General features: G+C 38.5%; 20 protein-coding genes, 3 pseudogenes and 1 other annotated feature. Of the genes and pseudogenes, 9 read left to right on the top strand and 14 right to left on the bottom strand.

Annotated features, from left to right (window positions below; genetic code table 11):
* The first annotated feature begins 137 nt into the window (after positions 1-137).
* Entirely contained in the window at positions 138-617 is a 480-nt protein-coding gene (msrC, locus tag J2S17_RS19415) for a free L-methionine (R)-S-oxide reductase MsrC (RefSeq protein WP_307477432.1), read from the top strand.
* A 77-nt stretch (positions 618-694) separates the two neighbouring features.
* On the opposite strand, the pseudogene megL reads toward msrC, so the two are convergent.
* Together megL and J2S17_RS19425 are read right to left on the bottom strand one after the other, a co-directional pair.
* A pseudogene (megL, locus tag J2S17_RS19420) lies at positions 695-1871 on the bottom strand (methionine gamma-lyase).
* A 184-nt stretch (positions 1872-2055) separates the two neighbouring features.
* The gene (locus J2S17_RS19425; RefSeq protein WP_307477433.1) at positions 2056-3948 is read right to left on the bottom strand and encodes a sensor domain-containing diguanylate cyclase; all 1893 of its coding nucleotides are present in this window, start codon (positions 3946-3948) and stop codon (positions 2056-2058) included.
* 614 nt (positions 3949-4562) lie between these two features.
* On the opposite strand from J2S17_RS19425, the gene rpsD reads away from it, so the two are divergent.
* Entirely contained in the window at positions 4563-5165 is a 603-nt protein-coding gene (gene rpsD, locus J2S17_RS19430; protein ID WP_307477434.1) for a 30S ribosomal protein S4, read from the top strand.
* 410 nt (positions 5166-5575) lie between these two features.
* Positions 5576-6258 (top strand): annotated as a pseudogene (locus J2S17_RS19435) (YjjG family noncanonical pyrimidine nucleotidase).
* A 386-nt stretch (positions 6259-6644) separates the two neighbouring features.
* On the opposite strand, the pseudogene J2S17_RS19440 reads toward J2S17_RS19435, so the two are convergent.
* The 3 genes and pseudogenes from J2S17_RS19440 to J2S17_RS19450 form a co-directional block, all read right to left on the bottom strand.
* A pseudogene (locus J2S17_RS19440) lies at positions 6645-7034 on the bottom strand (class F sortase); the annotation flags it as partial.
* Positions 7035-7049: 15 nt separating this feature from the next.
* Positions 7050-7211, bottom strand: a complete 162-nt coding sequence (locus tag J2S17_RS19445) for a sortase family protein (protein ID WP_307477435.1) — start codon at positions 7209-7211, stop codon at positions 7050-7052.
* An 88-nt stretch (positions 7212-7299) separates the two neighbouring features.
* Entirely contained in the window at positions 7300-8016 is a 717-nt protein-coding gene (locus J2S17_RS19450; protein WP_307477436.1) for a CPBP family intramembrane glutamic endopeptidase, read from the bottom strand.
* A 533-nt stretch (positions 8017-8549) separates the two neighbouring features.
* Here J2S17_RS19450 and J2S17_RS19455 point away from each other — a divergent pair.
* Together J2S17_RS19455 and J2S17_RS19460 are read left to right on the top strand one after the other, a co-directional pair.
* Positions 8550-8801: a DUF6157 family protein gene (locus J2S17_RS19455; protein ID WP_307477437.1), complete on the top strand. Its 252-nt coding sequence runs from the start codon at positions 8550-8552 to the stop codon at positions 8799-8801.
* Positions 8755-8955 (top strand): DUF6157 family protein, encoded by a 201-nt coding sequence (locus J2S17_RS19460; RefSeq protein ID WP_307477438.1) that lies wholly within the window; start codon positions 8755-8757, stop codon positions 8953-8955. Before J2S17_RS19455 ends, J2S17_RS19460 begins: the two co-directional genes overlap by 47 nt.
* Positions 8956-9220: 265 nt before the next feature.
* On the opposite strand, the gene J2S17_RS19465 is transcribed toward J2S17_RS19460, so the two are convergent.
* The 8 genes from J2S17_RS19465 to tyrS form a co-directional block, all read right to left on the bottom strand.
* Positions 9221-10192, bottom strand: a complete 972-nt coding sequence (locus J2S17_RS19465; protein WP_307477439.1) for a DUF4097 family beta strand repeat-containing protein — start codon at positions 10190-10192, stop codon at positions 9221-9223.
* The gene (locus J2S17_RS19470; RefSeq protein WP_370875075.1) at positions 10193-10792 is read right to left on the bottom strand and encodes a DUF1700 domain-containing protein; all 600 of its coding nucleotides are present in this window, start codon (positions 10790-10792) and stop codon (positions 10193-10195) included.
* Positions 10785-11105 (bottom strand): PadR family transcriptional regulator, encoded by a 321-nt coding sequence (locus J2S17_RS19475; RefSeq protein WP_307477441.1) that lies wholly within the window; start codon positions 11103-11105, stop codon positions 10785-10787. The genes J2S17_RS19470 and J2S17_RS19475 overlap by 8 nt, the downstream gene beginning before the upstream one ends.
* Positions 11106-11326: 221 nt before the next feature.
* Positions 11327-12319 (bottom strand): SPFH domain-containing protein, encoded by a 993-nt coding sequence (locus J2S17_RS19480; RefSeq protein ID WP_307477442.1) that lies wholly within the window; start codon positions 12317-12319, stop codon positions 11327-11329.
* A 42-nt stretch (positions 12320-12361) separates the two neighbouring features.
* Positions 12362-13243 carry a TPM domain-containing protein gene (locus tag J2S17_RS19485; RefSeq protein WP_307477443.1) on the bottom strand — a complete coding sequence of 294 codons (882 nt, stop codon included), beginning with the start codon at positions 13241-13243 and terminating at the stop codon, positions 12362-12364.
* Positions 13240-14268 (bottom strand): TFIIB-type zinc ribbon-containing protein, encoded by a 1029-nt coding sequence (locus J2S17_RS19490; RefSeq protein ID WP_307477444.1) that lies wholly within the window; start codon positions 14266-14268, stop codon positions 13240-13242. The genes J2S17_RS19485 and J2S17_RS19490 overlap by 4 nt, the downstream gene beginning before the upstream one ends.
* A gap of 85 nt (positions 14269-14353) precedes the next feature.
* On the bottom strand, positions 14354-15034 hold the full coding sequence (locus J2S17_RS19495; protein ID WP_307477445.1) for a PspA/IM30 family protein: 681 nt from the start codon (positions 15032-15034) through the stop codon (positions 14354-14356).
* A 309-nt stretch (positions 15035-15343) separates the two neighbouring features.
* Positions 15344-16600, bottom strand: coding sequence for a tyrosine--tRNA ligase (gene tyrS, locus J2S17_RS19500; protein ID WP_307477446.1), 1257 nt, complete (start codon positions 16598-16600; stop codon positions 15344-15346).
* 51 nt (positions 16601-16651) lie between these two features.
* Positions 16652-16882, bottom strand: a binding site (T-box leader).
* 240 nt (positions 16883-17122) lie between these two features.
* Here tyrS and J2S17_RS19505 point away from each other — a divergent pair.
* Entirely contained in the window at positions 17123-20026 is a 2904-nt protein-coding gene (locus J2S17_RS19505) for a transglycosylase domain-containing protein (protein WP_307477447.1), read from the top strand.
* A 395-nt stretch (positions 20027-20421) separates the two neighbouring features.
* On the opposite strand, the gene acsA is transcribed toward J2S17_RS19505, so the two are convergent.
* Positions 20422-22140: an acetate--CoA ligase gene (acsA, locus tag J2S17_RS19510; protein WP_307477448.1), complete on the bottom strand. Its 1719-nt coding sequence runs from the start codon at positions 22138-22140 to the stop codon at positions 20422-20424.
* Positions 22141-22384: 244 nt separating this feature from the next.
* Here acsA and J2S17_RS19515 point away from each other — a divergent pair, with 244 nt between their 5' ends.
* Genes J2S17_RS19515 through J2S17_RS19525 form a run of 3 tightly spaced genes read left to right on the top strand, consistent with a single transcriptional unit; the run spans position 22385 to position 24854 of the window.
* Positions 22385-23017 carry a GNAT family N-acetyltransferase gene (locus tag J2S17_RS19515; protein WP_307477449.1) on the top strand — a complete coding sequence of 211 codons (633 nt, stop codon included), beginning with the start codon at positions 22385-22387 and terminating at the stop codon, positions 23015-23017.
* Positions 23018-23043: 26 nt separating this feature from the next.
* Positions 23044-23685 carry an acetoin utilization AcuB family protein gene (locus J2S17_RS19520; protein WP_307477450.1) on the top strand — a complete coding sequence of 214 codons (642 nt, stop codon included), beginning with the start codon at positions 23044-23046 and terminating at the stop codon, positions 23683-23685.
* Between the two features lie 5 nt (positions 23686-23690).
* Positions 23691-24854 (top strand): acetoin utilization protein AcuC, encoded by a 1164-nt coding sequence (locus J2S17_RS19525; protein WP_307477451.1) that lies wholly within the window; start codon positions 23691-23693, stop codon positions 24852-24854.
* Positions 24855-24869: the final 15 nt, after the last annotated feature.

A 24869-nucleotide genomic window follows, 5' to 3' on the forward strand; every position in this document is an offset into this window, starting at 1 on the left:
ACAGTTTTCTTGTTATAATAAAACTATTCTTGCTACTAGCTATCTAATCCTTTTAAAGAATCTCGACAAAGTCTTGGGTTTTTCATTAAGGTTTTGCATAACTCCCTAATATAATTAAAAAAGAAAGGTGATGTTTGATGTTTAACGTCGAATCGTACCGCGGAACAAAAGAAAATAATTATCGTTTAGTCATAAAACAATTGGCTGCACTGCTTGAAGGTGAAACAAATCGGATAGCCAACCTCAGTAATGCGTCTGCACTGCTGAATCAATTTCTTGATCGGACGAATTGGGTTGGATTCTACCTAATAGAAGACGGAGAACTCGTTTTAGGTCCCTTCCAAGGTCTCCCTGCTTGTGTGAGAATCCCATTAGGGAAAGGCGTTTGTGGAACGTCTGCTGCAAACAAAGAAACGATGCGGATAGATGATGTTCACCAATTCCCTGGCCACATAGCGTGTGACGCCGCATCACAATCAGAAATCGTTGTTCCGATTATAAAGGATGGAGCACTATTTGGCGTACTGGATATTGACTCTCCAGAAAAAGAACGCTTTGATGAAATAGATGAAAAAATGCTCGAAGAATTTATAAGCGAATTAGTTAAGTTCATTTAAGTAAAGAGGATGATTCTAAACCTGCTTTTTATACAGGCAATTAGAAACATCCTCTTTTTTGTTTCGTTCGATACGGGTCAATGCTTTATTTTCATAAACGCTTGATCTAAATCGTTTCGGATGTCTTCCAGGCTCTCTAAGCCCACAGATAATCGGAGCAAGCCATTCTTCTATTCCCATAAGAAACCTTTCCTCTACTGGTACCACTGCATGTGTCATAGTGGCAGGCTGTTGGATAAGTGTCTCTGCATCTCCTAAACTAACAGCAATCTTGATTAAATTTAGTTCATTCATGAACTTTTGTGCCGTTTCTTTATCACCCTTTATTGTAAATGAAATTAATCCTCCAGGCTGCTTCATTTGCTTTTCGGAGATAGCGAAGTCGCGATGGTTTACGTCTCCTGGATAAAATACCTTTTCAACTTTCGAATGATTTGATAAGTATTTTGCAAGTTGACGGGCATGATCACAGTGCCGATCCATTCTTACAGCTAAAGTTTTTAATCCTCTAAGTAGAAGCCATGCATCAAAGGGAGAGATCACCCCACCGAGGTCCTTTCTTGTCGTCATAGAAATCTGTGCCATCCGTTCTTTACTGCCCGCAACCATTCCAGCAATTACATCACCATGGCCGCTTATATATTTCGTCGCACTATGGACAACAATATCACAGCCTAAGGAAAGCGGATTCTGCAAATATGGAGAACAAAAAGTATTGTCTACAATCACAGAAATCCCCTTCTCTTTAGCAACCTCAGCTACCATCGTTAAATCCACTAAATCTAAAGTTGGATTGATCGGAGTTTCTACATAGAGACAGACTGTTTCCGGACGAATTGCGTCTAGCAACTGTTGCTTTGATTTCATCGCTGAAAATTCATGGGTAATTTGATACTTTTCTTCCATCATCTTTAATAAACCAAACGTACATCCATATACACCTTGCGAGCATAATATATGATCGCCAGCGTTTGTCAAAGCGATAAGAACAGAAGATACAGCGGCCATTCCAGAGCCAAAAGCAAGTGCTGCTTCAGCATTTTCTAAGGAAGCTATGCGATCCTCCAGCATTCTAACCGTTGGATTGCCCAGCCTTGAATAAATAAATCCCTCTTCATCTCCTGCAAAACGCCGCTCTCCTTGTTCAGCTGTATCAAAGGCAAACGTTGATGTTTGAAATAAAGGAGGCGCCAAGCTCCCTTTAAATTCACCGCTATCATACCCTGCATGAATTAGTTTTGTTTCAAACGACATATCATGTTTCTTCAATGATTCATTCCTCCTCCCTTTGAAACCGCTTACATTTCATTTGGTTATTGTGTCATTTCCCCTTCCTTGTTAGCATATGATAATTTCTTCAATTTAGAAAGAACTTTCTTTATTGGAAGCAATCCGCTATTTCCAGATTAAAAAACAGCTCCTGCAAATATGGAGCTGCTCAATGATGATTGGTGTGATGTTTGAAAACCACTTTATTTTTTCCCGTATTCTTCGCCTGATAAAGCCCTTCATCTGCACGCTTAAATAACGAAGTATAATTATCATCATATTCGTTGTTCCAGTAAGCCACTCCACATGAAATGGTTACTGCAGGATCAGTCATGTTATTCACTTTTTTTACCAGCCTGTTTGCAATCCTCATGCCTGTTTCACTCGGAACATTTGGCAGATAAACTGCCATCTCTTCCCCACCCCATCTAGAGCCTATGTCTGAACCTCTAATATTTTTACTAATGATATCTGCCAATTGTATGATAATGGTATCCCCTACTTGATGACCATATCGATCATTAATCGATTTGAAATTATCAATATCAATTAATATAAATGTACCTTCTTGATCCTCACTCATAGACACATCAACCTTGTCATCCAAATAGCTCCTTGAATATAACTTTGTTAAGTGATCAGTGACAACCAGTTTCTCAAGCTCTTCTCTTAAAAGCGAGTTTTTAAACGCTAAGGTAGAATGATGGATTAATGACTGCAATAATTTAAAGGAATCAAATGAAAAATAATAAGGAATATGGTGTAAAACTAGAGCTAGCCCCTTTAACTCTCCTGTTTGATCCATTGGAACAGCCATTATTGATTTGAAGTCTTCCAGGTCCGTTGAAGAGGGAACATGCAAATCACCAATAAAAATAGCCTCTTTGTCCTTGCCAATTTTGTTATCAGCAAATTCTATATAAGGAATAGCTTCTTCTTTATAAAAGAAGTCTGTACTTCCTTTTAATATGCTAACAATTTCTTTTTCTTGAGAAAAGAGGATGAATCCAACCTCCTCGGCCTGAAAGGAGCGGATAATTTGTTCTGACATGAATTTAATTGTTTCCGTTAATCTCAGATCAGAGTTTAACCGATGAGACGTTTCATTAATCATTTGCAATTCGGAAATTAACTGTTGAGATTGTTGATAGAGCTGCGCATTCTCCAGTGCACTGCCAGCTGTATTGGCCAAATATTTAATAAACTCAACTTCCTTGGCTGGGAACAATAAGGTATCTGCTGCTATTACTTGAAGAACACCGTAGACACCCTGGTTCCCCATTAACGGAGCATACAGAATGGAACGTTTATCAGCAATTTCATCTTCAAACTGGATAACACCCGTTACATATGCTTGCATTGCTGCAATATTTTCATCATTATAATCCAAGTCTTTAATAGGAAGCTCAATATCACTTTCATAATCATGAGATAATAATAAAAAATAGGTAAAGCTTGGATACATTTCTTTCAATGTGACAATTATTTCACTTAATAATAAATCCATTTGCATAGAAGCATGAAACTTTTTAGTTACATGAAAAAGCTTTTTAAAACGCTTTTTCTCTGTTTTTAATAACGTAATTCCTTTTACACTTACCAATGCTTTGCTGCACTCGTCAGCTAAAACATTAAGCATCGAATCCGTTAAGTTGGAGGGCTTCCCTTGAGTATATTGCAATATCACACAGCCCTCGACAAACCCATTATTCATAAGAAACAGCATATCCCCGTGCTCATTCATACTTGGCACCCTGCTATTAAAACGAGATTGAGCCTTATTTGCTTCCTGCATCAGCATATTTATTTCTTGAAAGCTAACCAATTTCGGCAAATTCAGAAGATCATGACTTGCATTTGTTGAACATTCTACAAAAAATTCCTGCTTCCATTCATCCCTGCCATACAAGGTGACATCGCTCGCACCGCTTAACTCACGAATACTCTTCAGCATTTCAAACAAAAAGTCTTCATAGCGAAAGAGCGTTTGTCCAGTATAAATGAGATTGAATAAACTGCTTTTTAGCTTTAATATAAATTGGTGCTCCAGCTTCTTTTTCATTTACATATCACCTAATTGTCATATGATTGGAGGATGTCTCTTACTTGCACTTTCATTAATATTGCTAGCGACAGATGCGAAAGGGTCCAAAGTATGTTGTTTTTATGTTTTACTCTTTTTGCTCAAATAATTCAGAAAAGTGAACTCATAGGTTTTTCATACGTATTCTATTTACATGACCAAACAAGAGACTAAAGACCTATTTTTCGTGTACTGCATAATAAAATGCTTTTTACAAACCATTGATTCTACTGGTTTTAGAAATAAATCCAGTATAAAACATGATACATTTTACCTATATTATATCATAATTTTTCCTTAAATTACTCTTAAACTTTTACAATTAATCATGATAATCTATAAGAAGCTTTTCATTTATTAAAGACGGTTGACTTTTCCTTATAATAAAATGTATAATATACCTTGTGTAAAATATCGCAGCCTATGTGAGCACTTTGACGTTCTCATTTTGTTCCTCAACCATTGTATGGTGATGGGGTACTGTGTAACCCTCTGCTGCGAGGGCGAAGGTGCATGAAAACAAAATGGACATGAAAGCTGACACACAACTGTTTTTATTTTACCAAAATAAAAACACAAAGGAGGAGTCATTTATGGCTCGTTATACTGGCCCAAGCTGGAAATTATCCCGTCGTCTTGGCATTTCCCTAAGCGGAACAGGTAAAGAATTAGAAAAGCGTCCTTACGCTCCTGGACAACATGGTCCAAACCAACGTAAAAAATTATCAGAATACGGATTACAATTACAAGAGAAGCAAAAGCTTCGTCACATGTATGGTGTAAATGAGCGTCAATTCCGTAATCTATTTGATAAAGCTGGTAAAATGACTGGTAAACACGGTGAAAACTTCATGATTCTTTTAGAATCACGTTTAGACAACGTTGTTTATCGTTTAGGTTTATCACGCACTCGTCGTCAAGCTCGTCAGCTTGTAAACCACGGTCACATCATGGTTGATGGCAAACGCGTTGATATCCCTTCATACCGCATGCAACCAGGTCAATTAATTACACTTCGTGAAAAATCTCGCAACCTTGACATTGTTAAAGAAGCGATCGAAGTAAGTAACTTTGTACCTGATTTCGTAGCTTTTGATGCTGATAAATTAGAAGGAACTTTCACTCGTTTACCAGAGCGTTCTGAGCTTCCAGCTGAAATTAACGAACCTCTAATCGTTGAGTTCTACTCTCGTTAATAGGATCTTCGTTAACTATAAGAGCCTGAAAATGTTGAAATATCAACATTCTCAGGCTCTTTTTTTAGTCAGCTTTGTAGAAGGATGTTTAAACACTATCTTGTTACAATAAGGAAAATGAGAAGCTGCTGATTAATATCATTAGGGACAATTCTGAGTTTTTGTACTTGCTGTCAGTTTAGAAAATTAATTAGTCTGATTGCCAACTGTATTCGATGAAGAATGGAATTATTTTTGCAATCAATTCCAGACTTTTCATACTCGCAATTGCATTTTACTCTTCTAATAGAATAAGAGAAAAAGCAGAGAAAGAATAGCTGCTGTTTTTTGGTAATACTCAATGTTAATGTAATAAAGAGAAATTAAGATCAGTGTCTATTTGAGGTCTGTAATAATAAATGGAGGCAGCTATGAAATACGAAATCATATTGTTTGATGTTGATGATACATTATTCGACTTCAGTATGTCGGAAGGAATGGCACTACATAAAGCTTTTAGCGAGTTCGGATTACCTACAGGATTTGCGGATTATGAAGCACACTATAAAGAGATTAGTAAATTATTGTGGAGAGATTTGGAACAGGGGCTTACCACTTTATCTGAACTCGGGTAGAGAGATTTAAGAGACTCTTCCTTGCGAATGAGCTTGAAATCAATGCAGAGGTGTTTAGCGACGTTTATCTTGGATATTTGAGTAAGGAGACACACCTTGTACAGGGAGCAGTAGAATTATGTGAAAATCTTGCCGGTTGCAGGCTCGCGATTATAACTAATGGATTCACAGATGTGCAGACATCAAGAATTGCTAGTTCTCCTCTCTCTAAAACTTTTGAACATATTATTATTTCTGAAGAGGCTGGGATTCAGAAGCCTGATAAGGGTATTTTTGATTATGCTTTTTCAAAGCTACAGATTACAGACAAAGCCAAAGTGTTGATCGTCGGCGATTCTTTGACCTCCGATATTAAGGGAGGCATAAATTACGGAATTGACACCTGCTGGTTTAATCCACATCTTAAAGTAAACAATACAGAAATTAAGCCGAAGTACGAAGTCCATGCGCTGACGGATCTTATGAAGATTGTCGGATAAGTAGATATCTTGAAGCAAAGCGAGCTGAATTAACACATGGCCTCCCCCCTCCTGCCTTTTATTTTTACTTTGGTAACCCGTTTGGCCAGGTGATGGACGCTTATGCACTCCTCTTTTCACCACGTCCTGCCGAACATTTTGTAACTGAAAGATGGAGAGTCACTAGTCATTCTTCATCTTTCAGTTCTGCTATATTAGAAGGCTCCGATTCTTGGCCAAGACTGTCAACTGCTGTTACATAATAAGAATAATTCAGCAGATTCTCCTGGTAGAAGCTTTTTCGTTCATGTGCCGAAACGCTCCTACATGCTCATCTTTCCCCTGCTCATTTAATCGATAGATGCGATATCCAACTATATTTTCATGACGGACTGCATGCCATTTTACTAATGAGCCTTGAATTTCAACTTTTGCAGTGATTCTGGCAAGCTTCTTTCACCATTATCAAATGAAGCTTCCTCATTTAATACAGTATTAACAATCAGCATTTCTTCATGATTTCCCGTCTTTCTATTAAATGTACCCGTACAAGTAATAAGGTTTAAGCTTCTATTATCTTCCGAGCCAAATATTTCTTTAATTGGCGCTTCATCAGTGGGAAAGCTTTCTACTTTTTGCATTTGGAAAGTATAATTCTCTTCACCCTTCCCTTTAATAATCATTTCATCACCTTCTTTAAGCTGTTTCAAATAAAAGAAAACTGCAGGACCTTCTTTGCTATCAACAGGGCCAGCCAAGACAGCATTTCCTTGCTCGCCTGGTTTAAAGCCTGGAGCATACCAGCCGACTGTTTAATTATCTTCGGGGACGCCCATTTCACCGTTTTCTAATGTACCCACTTCAATGACATTTGCCTCGACACCAATCTCTGGGATATTAATAGAAATCGGTATCATGCCTTTTACACTATCTTTTTTCTGCTCCATAAACTTTTGCGATTTTTTCCTCGCCAACTTTATTTTTTTTAATTCAGTTTCCTTATCAGACAGTGTATTTTATCTTTACTTTCTCTATCATTGCTTGTTCCGCCCATGCCGGTTTTCAGCACTCTGTTTTATTCATTCTCATCCATAAATAACAAGCATAGATGAAAAACACTGCGATGATAATATATGCAAATGTGTTCGAACCTTCTTCCTTGCCCATGAAGTTCAAAAAATTATTCAAGCCATGAAATGAAATCGTAATAAGAATGGATTGCTGATGGACGATAAGCAAGCTCAATACAAGTCCGACTAGAAAAGCATAAGCAATTTGTACAAGCGTATCTTCAATGGATTGTCCTCCAAGAAGCTGAAGGGAGTGAGTGATGCCAAATAATAAACTTGAGATGAGGACTGCAAGCTTTGCTCCTTTGCCCAGGAGTAGCTTATATATCATTCCGCGAAAGAAAGTTTCTTCAATAAATGCTACGATTAAAAGCTGCATGAAAAACATGTATATTAAATCTGAAATAGAAGAAGTGTTTAATCCTTTATTGCCGAAGAAAATAATTAATAAGACCAAAAATAGCGGAAAAATCAATAGTAGATTAGATTTAGTCACCCGTATAGTACGGGTGAAGAAATATTCCCCCCATTTATTCTTCAATGCTAAGAATATATATACCCCAGCTGCTAATGGTACAAGACCGATAAATTGCATTACAGGGTTAGACGGCTCCTTTATAGTCATATATGCACCGTTTATTGTATAAAAAACGATTAAAAGAAGTTCCAGCCCAATGATTTTTACAATGATATTTTTAGTTTTCCCCATTACCGCCAACACCCCTAACGGATTCATTATCTTGGTCCTTTTGCTGGTAACTCAGATTTTCTTATTTTTTATTTACAAGGACTTGTTAACAGCTATTGGATTTATTAGGAAAGATTGATCTCTATTACCATCCAATAACCCGTAAATACGATCATTTTCTTATTTCGTTTAATTTTAGCTTTTTCCTGTGTATAACAGATTCGCAATCTAACTGGACAAATAGACGATCTATCAAGGTATAGGTAAAACTCTGCGCCTTTTTTACAAGTCATAAATACCTAGGAGTATTAGTTCTAATGTATGCTGGTGGAACACGAATGATTTCTATGAATTTTCATCGCTCAACAGTCTCTTAAAAGCCTCAAAAATGATTCAGTTCTAGAAACAACATTTCGGGCTTATGTAAGCAGTTTTAAGAAGAAGGAAGACGAGATTTAAAGCTAGAATTAATATAGAACTCCGCTAAAAAAGGAAAAGCGGAAATAGGTTAGGAACTAACAAACATACTTACAATGAAAGGAAGAAGGCCAATTATGAGTTATAAAAACACGTTTATCCAAATTGCTGAAGATTCAAATGTGACTTCCGCCAATATACCTTTTCCAAGAAACGAAAAACCAACAATTGCTTCAATTGAATACGATTTGATTAAGAGCAATCCATATCAATACACCCAAGATGATGTACAATTCAAAACGTATTTAATCAAGAACGAACTGGATTTAAATAGTGAAGGAAATGAAATTACGAAAACAATTTTTCTTAAAACCAAAGGCTTGCTTTAGAGCCTCTCCATTAGTAAAAAAATATGGGTGGGGGATTCACTATGATAGTGAGGGAAAGGTTGCCATATATGATGTTAAAAGTGATGCGTATAACTGGTTTCTTAAGTCCAATCATGTAACCATTTTTAAAGGAATGCGCTCTAAAAGGAAATAACCAAAGCACATGCTCCTCGTTATATTTTCACGGTAGCCTTGCTTCATAAAAAGTCAGTTTCCTATTCGAATTAATTCCATTCTAATACACAATGTTTTAGCAATCATGATACACGAAAATCTAGTTAGATATCCAGACCACACGTCTATTGAGGTGTCCATTAGAGATGTGAGAGTTGTTTCCACAAAATATAAAATGAAAGAAATCGTATTAAATGGATTTCTTTCATTTTTTGTATTTATAATGACTGGACGATCATCTTATTTTATTTAGATTGTTTAAATGTTACTTCTACATCCCCATCATTTGAGGTGATATCCAATTTATGACCAGTGTTTGCAGATTTAACGGCTTTTGATTCGACTGGGCTGCCATTCACTGAAATATCACCAAAATCAGCCTGTATATTGTAACTCAACTCTGATTCCTTATTAGATAACGCCAAATAAATATCTCCGAAGCTAGAATCAATGATTGTTTGACCCAAAAGTTCTCCGTCTATTTCTATATCGCCATCTGTGCTTTCTAATTTACCCTCTTGACTAGTAAAGTCATGTAAGGAGATATCCCCATACTGATTTTTCAAAACAGTTTTCGCAGCGTCTATTGAACTTAAAACCGCATCTCCATCATTCATTTCAATCGTTAATTCATTTGTTTTCACTTTGGTGCCTGTAATGTCACCATATCCATTTTCAACGGCTAATTCATTCGATTGAATGTCATTGATTGTTACATCGCCATCATTTGAATGAATGTTCAATTTGTTTGTTGCCATTCCGTCTAATTGAATATCGCCAAATTTACTGATGATAGAGACATCTAAAAACTTGGCATCCTTCGGAATATAAATTTTAATAGATGTATTTTGAATGTTCACTGCAAAATTCATCGCAAATTTCAAACCGGAATCATGTTCATCATCTTTTATGATAAGCGTATCATTTTCAACTGCATGTGTAATCTTCGTACCTTCCAACCTCTCAATTTTTAATTTGAATTCATTAGAAGGAATAATTTCTATATCGGCATCATAAAGATCAACCTTTACATTCTTAAATTCTTTTAAAGAAATTTCCTCATTTTTACGATCGTCTTTACTAATTGCTTTTAAACCGTTATCTGTATTTATAATAGAAAACTTTGCTCCAGCAAAAGATCCAATGGCTGCAAGAAGGATGCCTATCACAACCAATCCGATAGCAATTATTGTGATGGGCTTTCTCGATTGTTTCATTTATATTCCCTCCTTACGTCTGTATGTGAGTTTATCAAATAGCTTCTTTAGCAGTTTCACTAGACTAGAGGTGGCCATTTTGGAGAAATTTGCAAAGGGCGAGAATAAAAGCATTCCCATTCCAACGGCAACTAAGCCGATTCCTATAAAGAAAATAGACGTTTGCCAATGTTGAACGATTACAGCAAACCCAGCTATAATACTGAAAGCTCCAGAAACAGGCAATCCAACGATAAATACAAAAAACGTGAGAATAGACGCCCCACATACAATGATTAAGGTAAATACAAGACTGATGATTATGATGAGCAAAGGCAAAGCGATGGGAGAAGCTAATATGGCCAGAATGATAAACCAAATAGCCGAAAAGCTTTTTTTCGTTGTACTCGTATTGGTATCCAAGTCTTTTACCGCATAGTCAGCCAAGATCTGCGATGCAACAAAGGATGGGGAACCTAATCTAGCAATAACAGAATCCGTATTTTCTTCCCCCGCTTCTGCAAAGTATTCATGATAAAAATCTATGGCCTCATTTATTTCTTCATTTGGCAATTTCTTAATTTTCGACTGCAGTTTCTTTAAGTACTCATCTTTACTCACCATTTATACCTCCTACTAAAACGGAATCAATTTTTTGCTTATAGACCACCCACTCTTTAAGCAGTTCTTCATACTTCTCAATGCCACTTGCAGTAATTCGATAATATCTGCGATTCCTGCCTTGAAACGACTGATCATATGTTGTTAAATATTCTTTCTTTTGCAATCTGCGCAGCACTGGATATAGTGTCGATTCTGAGATATCCATTACCTCACGCACCTGCTGTGTAAGGGAATACCCGTATGCATCCTGTTTCGCCAGTACGGCAAGTACGCATGCATCAAGTAAAGAGGAACCCAGCTGGAATGACATTCGAACCCCTCCGATTATTTGTATAGTATTATACAGCATATAGCATTAGTGATAATCATATTATACGACGTATAATATACTACGTCAACATACATAATTGGATAATTTTTCTTAACACTTAACATCCATGGCTATTTCTAATGAAAACTTCATACAAAAAAGCTGTCCTCTAATTGGGACAGCTTTAGAAACAACAAATGGATATAGACAATTATTAATGTTTATTTAAGTTTATGTCCACAGTTAGAACAGAAATTACCTTCTCCTGTTTTAGTTCCACAATTCGGACAGAAATTTGGTCTTTCTTGATCTGATGACTTCGGTTGTTCAGATTGCTCATTTTTCGGTGCTGTGGGTTCATTTTGTTTTCCGGGATTCATATTATTCATCATTTGATTAGCCATATTCATCCCCATCATCATCCCAGCCATGTCTGATGCTGCCCCGCCGCCGCTCATTTTTCCTGAAGCCATGCCATCGGTCATTGAGACCTGCTGATAGCGATCGATATTTCCTATCATGCCGTGTGAAGCATTTTTCGTAATCATGTCTTGAATCTCTTTAGGGTAGTTGAAGCTCATTACATTGAATCCGGTAACGGTCAGCCCATCTCCCAATATTTGCATATCTAAATCCTCTTTAATTCCTTTTGAGATTTCAAAGGAATTCGACTGAAGATTAAACATGTCTTTCCCTTCACGCGTAATCCATTTCATTAATAATTGGTCAAGAATTGCTGTAATCCGAATTCTTACATCTTCCACTAAATATTGATTGCGTACGCCAACAATTTTATCGATCAAAGCAATATAATCATTTACTTTAAAGTTAAATGTTCCATTTGCTCTTATCGGCATGCCGCCTGGAAAGCCCAACGATGGAATATTAATGGCATTTCTCGTTCCCCATTTTACATTGAACTCCTTTGTATTAACAAACAATACTTCCACGCGCATGCCGCTGTTAAATCCAAACTTGAATCCTTTTAGTGTAGATAGAAAAGGGACGATTTGCGATTCGATATCGTATTCCCCTTCATCTTGGAAGATCCCTTCAATTTTGCCATTATTAAAGAAGATGGCATCCTGGCCAGGACGAATAATCAGTTTACTGCCTCTTTTAATCTCGTTGTTTTTCCATTTATAGAAGATCATATCTTCTCTAAATTCTTCCCACTCTACTACATTGGCAAATTGGTTCCTAAAAAAAGACATTGCTTCTTTGCTCCTTCCTCATTCACAGCAAGTATAAATCCGTTAAAATTTGCCCTTGCTTCCGCTATGCGAGTGGCCTCCCAGAGTAATGCCACCGCCTCCGCTGCTGTTATTATTGTTATCAGCAGACGGTTTTTTCGTTTTAGTGACGGTTTTTCTGACATAGCGATCGTACTCATTCAACACTCTTGTTTTCCGCTGGTCCATATAGGTGCTTCCACTAGCAGTTATTCTGCCTCCTGTGCCTGCCATCATTAGCAATACCGTTATACCTGCTAACACAACAGAGATGATTAACTGAAACCACCATTCGAAGAAAATGTTCTTCGTTTCTGCTTTCTCCCCATTAACAACTTCATTCTCATACACAGAAGCATTGGAAGAATCAGTCTGACCGTTGTCCTCTGTTTGCACGCCAGCCGGCCCAGCAGCGGCCTCCACCCCAGTCTCCATGGAGGATGCAGCCTTTTTGATAAATCCTGAAAACGCATCAAAATAGCGAGCATCTGATAAATCGGGTGAAATCTGGCTGCGAATGACATCTAAACGTGAATTATTCAAATACTCCTCAGCTTTTTTAAAGCCGGACAAATAGATATCTCTTTCCTGCATATCTATTGTTAAAATCGCTGCATTCCCATGAGGCTGATCATACCCTACTGCCTGCTTATCATAAAAATCCTGGACATACTTTTTAATGCTTTTCCCATCTGTGCCATCGGCAGTAATAATAATAAAGGCTGTTTCTCTTTCCTTGCTTAATTCGCTTGATAAAGATTCTAATTGCTTAATTTCATCATTTGTAAGCAGCTCTGCATAATCATAAATAAATGTTTGCTGATTTGCATTCGCGGCCATTTGAAATGGAAGAAAACTTAAAATCATACATGTAATCAATAGAAAAAAAAGATAATTTCTCTTCACCAAAAGCCACCCCCCACTAAAAAGGAGATGCTTTTCATTGCAAGAAAAGTTCCGCCGGCGATCCCGCCAAACCACATAAATGCTTTGCTTTTGCTAATTGGGGGCTTGCCTATTATTTTACCCGTTTGACCATTCATTGCAAAAACATGCTCCTTTTGCTCAAAATCATAGCTGACCATCCACACAGGCAGAAGCACGTAATCGCATTTCACTTTGCTCGTATCAATTTGTTTATCTTTATATGTTACAGTACGATAGCCGCCTAATGTCTGACTAATATAAGCATCAATATACCCGTTGATCTTATCCTTCGCGCGCGGCAGAAGTTCTTCATCTGTATAATTGTATTTCTCTGCAATATAGCCTGCTAAATAAGGCGTTTTAAACTCTTTTAATTCGCCATATTCGTATGGCTCCAGCTTATCCATTAAATGATCGTTCATCTTCTCAGAAGCATCTATTGGCACTTTTACATAATCAAGGTTGATATCTCTATAGGCATCGTAATACGAGGTTTCTGTATAAATATAATCACCCTGCGTATAGGTTCTGACTTTTGTGCCTACTGCATTCACCTGCGCTCTGCTGTTTAAATCATAGAGCCAAAAAGGAACATACAGGCCGGTAATGCTCTTAATTCTGTCTGCACTCATAAAACCTTTTGGAGTCAATCTTCCTTTTCGACACCATTTTTGAAACGCCTCTGTTGCTTCTTCTCTGCTTATTGTAAAAGGAATTACCTTTACCGGCGCAAGATTGCCTGATAATCGATCAGCAAGTACTACCCCTGCACCGCAGAAGCTGCAGCTCGTCGCTGCTGTGTGTGTTTCAGTTATAATGCCAGCGCCACAGTTATTACAATGATATTCCTTGACCTCGTTATCATCAAAGGTCGCAGTAACGAGCCGTTCAGGATGATTTTCGATATTTTCCTGCCTGCCGCAGCTTTGACAAGATAACTTGCCGGTTGCTGCATCAAAACTCATATCGTTCCCACAGCCCTGACATTTGTAATGCAAAATCATGTTCTATCCACCTCTTCTTGATCAAGCAGTTTCTATATCTAAGATAAAGCTGCAGCCTGCAGGCTGCAGCTTTATCACTATGAGACTATTTGCTATTATTCATTCTCGCTTTTAATGCAGCAAGCTCATCTTCGACTGTATTGCCCGGTTTATCGTATTTAGCTGTTAACTCCGCTATTTCATCTTTTGGGCCGGCATTTAATTCCGCCATTGCATTCGCTTCGTCCAGCGCCCGATTCACTTTCTCTTCCATTCTTTCAAATGCAGATAATGAATCACCCGATTGACCTGCAGACGAACCAAGTTTATTCATTCGTTCCTGTGTTTTCGCCACTGCCCATTTTGCTTTCAGCATCTCTCTGCGGGATTCCAATTCTCCAATATCCGAAACAAGCTTATCATGCATTTGCTTCATTTGATGTGAGTTTGAGTAAGCCAATTCATAAGCTGTTTGCAATTCTGAGTGCTTCGTTGCCAAGGCTGCTTTCCTCTCTAAAAATTTCCTCGCATCATTTTCGTTGCCTTCTTCTAAAGCCCTCATCGCGTAGAGCTCCATTTTCTCAACATCTTCTTGACATTCATCTAATACTCTTTTCGAGCGCTGTTCTTCAGCCATTACTGAAGCCGTTTCTGCCTTTACCTTGCCTAAGTCTGAATTTAAGTTTCTTAAATATTGATCAATCATTTTCTCTGGATTTTCCGCCCTATCTAATAAAGCGTTAATATTGCTTGCCATAATATCTTTAAATCTAGTAATAATACTCATAAAGTGAATCTCCTCCATTGGTATTCTTATTTCCAAATAGGAACCTATCAGATGATTATTGACACTATCATTCCCTTGAACGGATAGGGAAATTTATACTACATATACTGATTTACTTCGTGAAAAGTTTCATTTTTTTATTCCTATTTCTGAATCAGCTATATTTTGATTGAACACTTATACTTTCATAGTAGTCAGTTTTTATCCCGTCAGATTTATTTTAAGCGTTTGTTTCTGCTTTAGAACTACTTCAATCATTCCAACTAAAAAAAAGTGCCCGCAGTTAAAAATTAACGGACACTTTCCTTATTAATATTTAATTAAAGTGTATTTCTTTTTCCCGCGGCGGATCACCGTAAATTGACCTTCAATCCGGTCGTTCTCTCCAAGAACATAGTCAAGTGATGTCATACGCTCTCCATTGATATAGATTGCTCCATTTGATACATCTTCGCGCGCTTGGCGTTTCGATGGGGAAATTTTTGCTGCTACTAATAAATCAACAATCGTTGTTTCATCAGCTGAAGCATGCTTATACGTTGGAACATCCTTAAATCCTTCTTTGATTTCTGCTGCAGTTAATTCTTTGATTTCGCCGCTAAATAGGGCTTCGGTAATTTTAATTGCCTGAATCAACGCTGCTTCACCGTGAATCAGTTTTGTCATCTCTTCTGCAAGGGCTTTTTGCGCTTTGCGAAGATGTGCTTCGGTTTCAACAGATTGCTCTAAAACTTCAATTTCTTCCCGTGAAAGAAACGTAAAGTATTTCATGTACTTGATCACATCTGCATCTGCCGTATTAATCCAGAACTGGTAGAACTCATATGGGGAAGTTTTTTCTGCATCCAGCCAAATCGCTCCGCCTTCTGTTTTGCCAAACTTCGTACCGTCTGCTTTCGTCACAAGCGGAATCGTCATTCCATATGCTTTAGAACCTTCTCCTACCATCTTCCTGATAAGTTCAAGTCCAGTTGTAATATTGCCCCATTGGTCACTGCCACCGATTTGCAGTTTACATTGATGATCCTCATATAAATGTTTGAAGTCCATCCCTTGTAAAATGGTATAAGTGAATTCAGTGAACGAAATGCCCGTTTCTAGCCTCTTGGCAATTGTATCTTTTCCAAGCATATAGTTAATGCCGACATGCTTTCCATAGTCCCTTAAGAAGGTAACAACGCTCATCTCTGATGTCCAATCATAGTTATTCACCAGTGTAGCGCCATTTTCACCTTCAAAATCAAAGATTGTTCTCAGTTGCTTCGTTAGTCCCTCTACATTTTCTTGCACCTTTTCAAGCGTTTGCAGCGTTCTTTCTTCTGTTGCTTTTGGATCTCCGATTAATCCTGTCGCTCCTCCAACTAAAACGATTGGACGGTGTCCAGCGTTTTGGAACCTCCTTAACGTTAAAAACGGGAGAAGATGCCCAATATGCATACTGTCACCAGTCGGGTCCATTCCGCAGTATAAAGAAATCATTTCCTTCTTTAATGTATCTTTTAATCCTTCCTCATCCGTTTGCTGATAAATGATTCCTCGCCACTGCAAGTCTTCCAATAAATTCATTTTCAAAGTCCTCCTTAAATTCGAACCATAATAAAAAGCGCCCCTGCAAATTGCAGGGACGCATGATTCATATTGTGCGCGGTACCACCCAAATTGAGGATAAACTAATCCTCCACTCATTACTGATAACGGATTTACCGTCCGCTGCTATAACTAAAATGCAAGGTTGACAGCGAATGCTCAGGGAGGTATTTCATCCTTCTATTTGTACTGACTCGCAGCGACCGTCAGCTTTCTTAAACAGGGATAGAAGTACTACTAGGTTCCCATCAAAGCATATTATTAAAAGTTTCATTAAAGCATTTTTATCATATTGATATTACTCGTGTCAATATAAGGTTGAATTTTCTAATGGAGTATATATTTTATCCTACCTATTCCCCATACCAATCACAACAAACAAGGACGTCCTTCCTATGATTTTTTATTAAAAAAAGGAAAATTCAAACTTAATAGCGAACCTTGTCATATTGCAGAGATTGATGTGCTATAATGTATGTGATTTTAGGGGGATTGATGTGAATGAAAGAAACCTTCAGGAAGCTATTCGATAAAGTAAAACCTGCCTTCGGTTTTTTAACTAATAAAAAGGCGACAAAAGGGGCCAGTATTACATATCAAGTTATCTGGAACTTATTGTTACTACTCATGATTACCGCTGTCCTTGGAACTGCTTTTGCAGGAGCTGCCGGTGCAGGCTACTTTGCGTCGCTCGTTAAGGATGAACCGATACGCTCTTACGACAAAATGCATAAGGATATATACAACTATGAGGAAACCTCACAGCTATACTTTGCTGATGATGTGTACCTCGGGAAACTGCGGACAGACCTTGACCGAGAAGAAATAAAGCTTGAAAACGTATCGGATCATGTTAAAAATGCCGTCATCGCTACAGAAGATGAGTATTTTTATGAACATGATGGAGTTGTGCCTAAGGCTATTTTGCGTGCACTTTTCCAAGAAGTAACAAATTCAGCCAATCAATCTGGGGGAAGCACACTGACCCAGCAGCTGATTAAAAACCAAATTTTGACGAATGAAGTATCCTTTGACCGTAAGGCAAAGGAAATTTTACTTGCCCTTCGACTTGAACAGTTCTTCGAGAAGGAGGAAATATTAGAAGCTTACTTAAATGTTTCGACTTTTGGCAGGAATGCAGAGGGAAGAAACATTGCCGGCATTCAAGCTGCGGCCAAAGGCATCTTTGGTGTCGAGGCCAAGGATCTGAGTCTGCCGCAAGCGGCATTCATTGCCGGCCTTCCCCAAAGCCCATTCGGATATACTCCATTCATGCAAGGCGGGGGCTTGAAGGATGAGGCAGGCATACAGCCTGGCGTTAACAGAATGAAAACTGTATTGAATAGAATGCACTCGGATGGACAGATCGATAAAGAGCAATATGATAGCGCCATCAACCATGATATCGTTGCAGATTTTAAAACGAAAAAAGATGCCGATCCTTTGGAGAAATACCCTTACTTAACAGTTGAGGTTGAAGAAAGAGCCAAAGATATTATGATGGGGATTTTAGCTGAACAAGATGGATATGAAGAAAAAGATTTAGAGGCTGATGACGAGCTTAAGCAAGAATATAAAACCCTTGCGGATCGTGCAATTAGACAAAAAGGCTATAAAATCCATACAACCATCGATAAAAAAATCTATGATGCCATGCAAAAAGTGAAGGATGATTATCCGAACTACGGACCTGATAAACCGCAGATGAAAGTTGTCGATGGCAAAGAACAGGAAGTAACTGAGCAAGTACAGGTTGGTGCTGTTTTAATCGAGAATAGCACCGGAAAAATTATTAGTTTTGTTGGCGGAAGAGACCATAAAAGTGAAGCGACGAACCATGCAACTAGATCTATAAGACCGAATGGTTCTACAATGAAACCGCTGCTTATTTATGCACCAGCAATGGAAATGGGTAAAGCTCAACCTGGTACCATCCTACCCGATGTACCATTATATTTACATCCAGGATTAAATCGTCCATGGCCTTACAATTATACAATGACCTATAACGGGCTTGTTTCAGCTAGATATGCACTGGAAATGTCATATAATGTTCCAGCTGTTAAACTTTATAAAGATATTGTCGGACAACGCCCAGCTACTTACCTAGAAAAAATGGGCTTTACTTCTTTAGTTGATGTAGACTATACAAATCTCGCTGCTTCCATTGGATCATTGGAACATGGCGTTTCGGTTGAAGAAAATACCAATGCCTATACGACCTTTGCAAATGGCGGTAAATTCGTTGATGCGTATATGATTGAAAAAATCACAGATAAAGAAGGCAATCCAATCTTTGAGCATAAAGTAGAGCCTAATGATGTGTTCAGTCCGCAAACTGCATATTTAACTTTAGATATGATGCGTGGCGTACTCAACAGCGGTACAGCTACATCAGTTAAAAGCAGGTTAAAATTCGGCTCAGATTGGGCTGGAAAAACCGGTACAGGTAATAACTTTGAAGATTCATGGTTTGTAGCTTCAAATCCAAATGTTACATTCGGTATTTGGACCGGATATGATACACCAAAATCATTAAAAACAGGCGGCTTAAACTATAGTTTAAGAACGAACTACTTATGGGCAGATCTCATGAATGCAGCATATGATATCAATCCTAAATTAGTCGATCCGAGTGAAAGCTTCAAACGACCAGATGGCATTGTAAGTCGTTCATTCTGTGCCATCTCTGGCTTGCTTCCTTCAGAAGCCTGCTCGAAAGCAGGTCTAGTAGATACAGATTTATTTAATGCGAAATTCGTCCCTACACAAGTCGATAAGAGCTTAGGAACAGGACGCTTAGTAAGAATTGGTGAAAAGAAATACCTTGCCTTGGAATCTACACCAGAAGAGTTCTCGGAACCTGGCATGGTCTTAGATCCCGATTATATCGAACAATTATTTGGCATTAAAGCCAATCCAAGTGATTTAATTCCGAAAAGAGATCGCTGGGCAAATGTCCTTGTCGCTGCTGATAAACTATCGGAAAATGGCAAAGTACCTGGCGCACCGGGCATAAAAGAATCAGGAAGCTCGATTAGCTGGGGCAAACACCCTGAAAGTGATGTCATCGGCTATCGTGTTTATAAAGATGGTAAAAAAGTTGGCAGTGTGAAAGCTGGCGATAGCCTCAGCTTTAAAGCAGCAAATGGTAAGTATCATGTCACAGCGGTTGATATCGCAGGTAAAGAGTCCTCTTCTTCAAATGTAATTGAGCTGGGCAAAAAAGAAGTAGAGGCAAAGGATAAAGACCAGAACACTGAGGAAAAGCCAAAGACTGAGGATAAACCAAAAAAAGAAGAAAAACCTAAAGATGATAAACCAACAAATAAGCCTAAACCAGAAGAACCTAAAGATGATAAAAAAGAAGAAAATCCACCTTCAGATGAAGATAACGATGAGTAATATTTCAAAAGCGCCGGTTTAGGCGCTTTTTTTTTATAAACATTAGACTCGCTTTCTATTTGATGAGAATCTAATATGTTTAGGATACTAACTCTCTATTGGGTTCACTATTTGATGGGTATCTAATGCGTTTGGGTAGCTAACTCTTCGTTAGATTCCCTATTCGATAAGTACTAATGCGTTTGGGCACCTAACCTCTATGCTTAATTGCATTACAGGAAAAATCAGTGCGAATGGGTTGATCTATGATTGAACAGCCTTTTCACTACGCCAGATGAATCTCATTATAATCTAGTTCTAAATTAATAATTGCTTTAACGCTTCTCATATGTCTGTTTATATATAGATAAAAATAAAAAGCCTGCACAATATGCAGGCTTAATACATATGAAGTTTTAATCTTCCATCGTGGATAAATCGCCAGTCGGCAAGTTAAGCTCCCAAGCTTTCAATACGCGACGCATGATTTTACCGCTTCTTGTTTTAGGTAGCTTGTCGCGGAATTCGATTTCGCGTGGCGCTGCATGAGCAGCAAGACCTTTTTTAACAAATTGACGGATATCCTCTATTAATTCATCGGATGGCTCGTATCCATCGATTAATGCGACAAATGCTTTGATGATTTCTCCACGGACTGGGTCAGGCTTGCCGATGACTCCAGCCTCAGCAACTGCTGGATGTTCAAGTAGCTTGCTTTCCACTTCAAATGGTCCAACGCGTTCTCCTGAAGTCATAATTACATCGTCTACACGACCTTGGAACCAGAAGTAACCATCTTCATCCATATAAGCTGAATCACCAGATACATACCAATCACCCGGCATAAAATAAGATTCATACTTTTGCTGGTTATTCCAAATCGTGTGCATCATAGACGGCCAACCCTTTTTAATTGCTAGATTACCCATTCTATTTGGAGGCACTTCATTGCCTTGATCATCTACAATCGCAGCTTGTACTCCTGGGATTGGTTTGCCCATTGAACCTGGCTTTATTTCCATACATGGATAGTTACAGATGAGCTGTGCACCGGTCTCTGTCATCCACCATGTATCATGGATGCGTTTATTAAATACCTTGACGCCCCATTTAACTACTTCAGGATTTAACGGCTCGCCAACACTTAATACATGTCGCAGTGAACTTAGGTCAAATTTCTTCACAACCTCATCACCGGCACCCATGAGCATCCGAAAAGCAGTTGGCGCACTATACCAAACTGTGACGCCATAATCCGCGATCATTTTATACCAGTATTCTGGATTAAATCTTCCTCCAACGATTAAGTTGGATGTTCCTGTAAGCCACGGGCCAAAGATTCCATAAGATGTTCCTGTTACCCAGCCTGGATCTGCTGTGCACCAATAAACATCTTCTTCTTGGAAATCCAACACCCATTTTGCTGTTTGATAATGTTGAATCATTGCATTGTGAACATGTAATACCCCTTTTGGCTTGCCTGTTGAGCCAGATGTGTAGTGAAGAATGAGACCATCTGTTGGTTCAACCCATTCTACAGATAAGCTCTTGCTAGCATCTTCCATATGTTTATTAAAATCGACAATCGATCCCTTTTCTTCCACTCCCTCACCAACGACAAAAATATGTTTTAAGTTAGGCAGCTGATCCACAGGTACACGGCCGATCAATTCAGGTGTTGTAATTAATACTTTTGCTTCGCTGTCCTCCAGGCGATCCTTGACAGCGCCCTCCATGAAAGCCTCAAATAAAGGACCTACAATCGCCCCTAACTTGATGGCCCCCAATACTGCAAAATATAGCTCAGGGGAACGAGGCATAAAGATAAATACCCGATCTCCTTTTTCAACGTCACCGTAGGTTTTTAATACATTACCCGCTTTGTTAGAGAGCTCCTTCATTTCTTTAAAGGTATACTTTTCATCTCTCTCGCCATCGCGATAATATAGTGCTACTTTATTTTTTCTAAAGGATTCGGCATGGCGATCAATGGCCTCATGAGCCATATTCATCTTACCCGTTTCATACCATGAAAATTGCTTTTTCGTTTCGCTCCAATCAAAATTCCCATATAACTCTTCATAGTTTTTCAGGTTATGTTTCCCTTGTATTGCTGGCAGCGCTTCCAATTTCATTTCCATTATCCCCCTTTTTACATGTTTACTATTATTATAGTATAAATATATTTTTTTCACAATTTTTAAAATATTTCCTCTTAATAAAAGACTCTCTATTTAATTCATCATTTTATATCAATAACCAAATAATTTCAAATTGTCATAAAATATATGATAAATTAATAGGAATTGATATGAAAGCGCTTTAAGATATTATGTATAATAGAGTTACATTGAAAATGTTTTTAGGCGGTGGAGTGAATTGAATCATCATAAAACTTATAATGCAAAAGAATTAAAGACACCGAACGGAAATTTAATTATTGAAGGACCGATCAGCGGGAATCTTTTAAAAGACTATGAATTTCATAAAGACTTAGTAGCCTTCAGGCCGCCGGAGCAGCAGAAGAAGGCCTTAGTTGAGATTGCTGATTTACCTGATGGACGCATCATCATTGCTAGGGAGAGAGACACAATCGTAGGCTATGTAACCTATCTGTATCCCGATCCATTAGAAAGATGGTCGGAAGGCAAAATGGAAAATTTAATCGAGCTTGGTGCGATTGAAGTCATTCCGGACTTCCGCGGTTCCGGCACAGGAAAAAATCTATTAAGAGTCTCGATGATGGACGATGCGATGGACGATTATATTATTATCACTACAGAGTACTATTGGCATTGGGATTTAAAAGGAACAGGTCTTAATGTGTGGGAATACAGGAAAATAATGGAAAAAATGATGAACGCAGGCGGACTCGTTTGGTACGCTACAGATGACCCTGAAATCAGTTCACATCCAGCAAACTGTTTAATGGCTCGAATCGGCACTCGAATCGACCAGGACTCCATACAGCGTTTCGATCAATTAAGATTTATGAATCGATTCATGTACTAGTTTTTTAGACAAAAGGGGGACTTTTTATGATCGTTGAAGAAATCATGAAAAAGGAAGTAGCCGTCTTATCTGAAAATAATACCATTGCAGATGCATTAAAACTTATGCGAGAAAAAAGAATAAGACATTTACCTATCGTAGATAGTAACGAAAGTTTAATTGGATTAGTAACCGATCGTGATCTAAGAGATGCCACACCATCGATATTTGAAACAGATAAATTCAAAGAAGGAGTAACCAATCCTTTAAAATTGGTGATGAAAACAGATATTATTACGGGGCACCCACTTGATTTCGTCGAAGAAATTGCTGCAACATTATATGAACATCGCATTGGTTGCCTCCCTATTTTAAATAACCAAAAGCTTGTCGGTATCGTCACACAAACCGACCTTCTTCATACACTTGTTGAACTTACTGGTGCACATCAGCCAGGGTCACAAATTGAAGTAAAAGTACCAAATAAGTCGGGAAAGCTCTTCGATGTCAGCTCTGTGATCCGCAATCGAAAAGCAAACATTCAAAGCGTCCTTGTCTACCCTGATAAAGAGGATATCAATTATAAAATTATTGTGCTTAGAGTTCAAACGATGAATCCCCTTGGCCTTATCGATGACCTTCGGGAGGCAGGACATCATGTTCTCTGGCCCATTGATCCGAGGAAGTGATCACCATGAAGAATGCAGTATTTCTATATTCAAATGAATTGTTAAATTATCGATTTAATGCAGATCATCCCTTTAACCAAATCAGGCTTAAATTAACGCTGGATTTACTAAAGTCGTTCAGTGCAATAAATGATGAACAAATCATTCCTCCAAGGGCAGCTACTGATGAAGAATTACAGCTTGTCCATGATCCCAGCTATATACAAGCGGTAAAGCTTGCTGGAAGAGGAGAATTACCTGAGGAGACGGCGGAAAACTATGGACTGGGCACAGAAGATACTCCTATCTTTCCTCATATGCATGAAGCAAGTGCCCTCCTTGTTGGCGGTGCACTCACTGCCGTCGATCAAGTGATGGAGGGGAAAGCATCACATGCCCTTCATCTTGGCGGAGGGCTCCATCACGGGTTTAGAGGGAAGGCATCCGGCTTTTGCATTTATAATGACAGCTCGGTCGCGATCAAGCATTTACGAGAAAAATATAATGCAAGAGTGCTATATGTGGACACCGATGCCCATCACGGAGACGGTGTCCAGTGGGCTTTCTATGATGATCCTAATGTGTGTACACTTTCCATCCATGAGACAGGAAGATACCTTTTCCCCGGGACAGGAAATGTAAATGAGAGAGGTCATGGGCAAGGATATGGGTATACCTTTAATATCCCTGTCGATGCCTTTACTGAGGACGAATCTTGGCTTGAAGCATATGATGCTTCTTTCAGAGAGGTAGCTGAATTTTTCAAGCCGGATGTCATCTTCACACAAAATGGAGCTGACGCACATTTTCTTGATCCGCTTACTCATTTATCTGCAACAATGAAAATATACAAGGAGATCCCAAGGCTCGCTCATGAACTGGCACATCAATATTGCGACGGCAAGTGGATTGCAGTTGGCGGCGGTGGTTACGACCTATGGAGAGTCGTCCCCAGAGCCTGGGCCCATATATGGCTGGAGATGACTGAAAACTCAAATTGTTATGGCGCTTTACCACAGGAGTGGATCGGAGCTTGGAAGGAAAAAGCCCCTGTAGCCTTACCAACGAATTGGGAGGATCTAGATGGTCTCTACGCACCTATTCCAAGAAAAGGTGAAATTTCAGAGAAAAATCTTAAAACGCTAGAAAAAGCGCTATATCCGCTTCGAAATAAATCAGAATCCAAATAACAAAGAAAGTGACTA

This window comes from Cytobacillus purgationiresistens, assembly GCF_030813235.1.
Classification (GTDB): domain Bacteria; phylum Bacillota; class Bacilli; order Bacillales; family Cytobacillaceae; genus Cytobacillus; species Cytobacillus purgationiresistens.

Bases quoted from the DNA above. Each gene is read 5' to 3' on its own strand.
- msrC (WP_307477432.1), top strand. From the start codon at position 138: ATGTTTAACGTCGAATCGTACCGCGGAACAAAAGAAAATAATTATCGT.
- J2S17_RS19450 (WP_307477436.1), bottom strand. From the start codon at position 8,016: ATGGGGAAAACTAAAAATATCATTGTAAAAATCATTGGGCTGGAACTT.
- acsA (WP_307477448.1), bottom strand. From the start codon at position 22,140: ATGAAATTGGAAGCGCTGCCAGCAATACAAGGGAAACATAACCTGAAA.
- J2S17_RS19475 (WP_307477441.1), bottom strand. From the start codon at position 11,105: ATGTCATTCCAGCTGGGTTCCTCTTTACTTGATGCATGCGTACTTGCC.
- J2S17_RS19480 (WP_307477442.1), bottom strand. From the start codon at position 12,319: ATGTCTTTTTTTAGGAACCAATTTGCCAATGTAGTAGAGTGGGAAGAA.
- rpsD (WP_307477434.1), top strand. From the start codon at position 4,563: ATGGCTCGTTATACTGGCCCAAGCTGGAAATTATCCCGTCGTCTTGGC.
- J2S17_RS19495 (WP_307477445.1), bottom strand. From the start codon at position 15,034: ATGAGTATTATTACTAGATTTAAAGATATTATGGCAAGCAATATTAAC.
- J2S17_RS19455 (WP_307477437.1), top strand. From the start codon at position 8,550: ATGAGTTATAAAAACACGTTTATCCAAATTGCTGAAGATTCAAATGTG.
- J2S17_RS19525 (WP_307477451.1), top strand. From the start codon at position 23,691: ATGAAGAATGCAGTATTTCTATATTCAAATGAATTGTTAAATTATCGA.
- J2S17_RS19490 (WP_307477444.1), bottom strand. From the start codon at position 14,268: ATGATTTTGCATTACAAATGTCAGGGCTGTGGGAACGATATGAGTTTT.
- J2S17_RS19505 (WP_307477447.1), top strand. From the start codon at position 17,123: ATGAAAGAAACCTTCAGGAAGCTATTCGATAAAGTAAAACCTGCCTTC.
- J2S17_RS19465 (WP_307477439.1), bottom strand. From the start codon at position 10,192: ATGAAACAATCGAGAAAGCCCATCACAATAATTGCTATCGGATTGGTT.
- tyrS (WP_307477446.1), bottom strand. From the start codon at position 16,600: ATGAATTTATTGGAAGACTTGCAGTGGCGAGGAATCATTTATCAGCAA.
- J2S17_RS19460 (WP_307477438.1), top strand. From the start codon at position 8,755: ATGAAATTACGAAAACAATTTTTCTTAAAACCAAAGGCTTGCTTTAGA.
- J2S17_RS19425 (WP_307477433.1), bottom strand. From the start codon at position 3,948: ATGAAAAAGAAGCTGGAGCACCAATTTATATTAAAGCTAAAAAGCAGT.
- J2S17_RS19520 (WP_307477450.1), top strand. From the start codon at position 23,044: ATGATCGTTGAAGAAATCATGAAAAAGGAAGTAGCCGTCTTATCTGAA.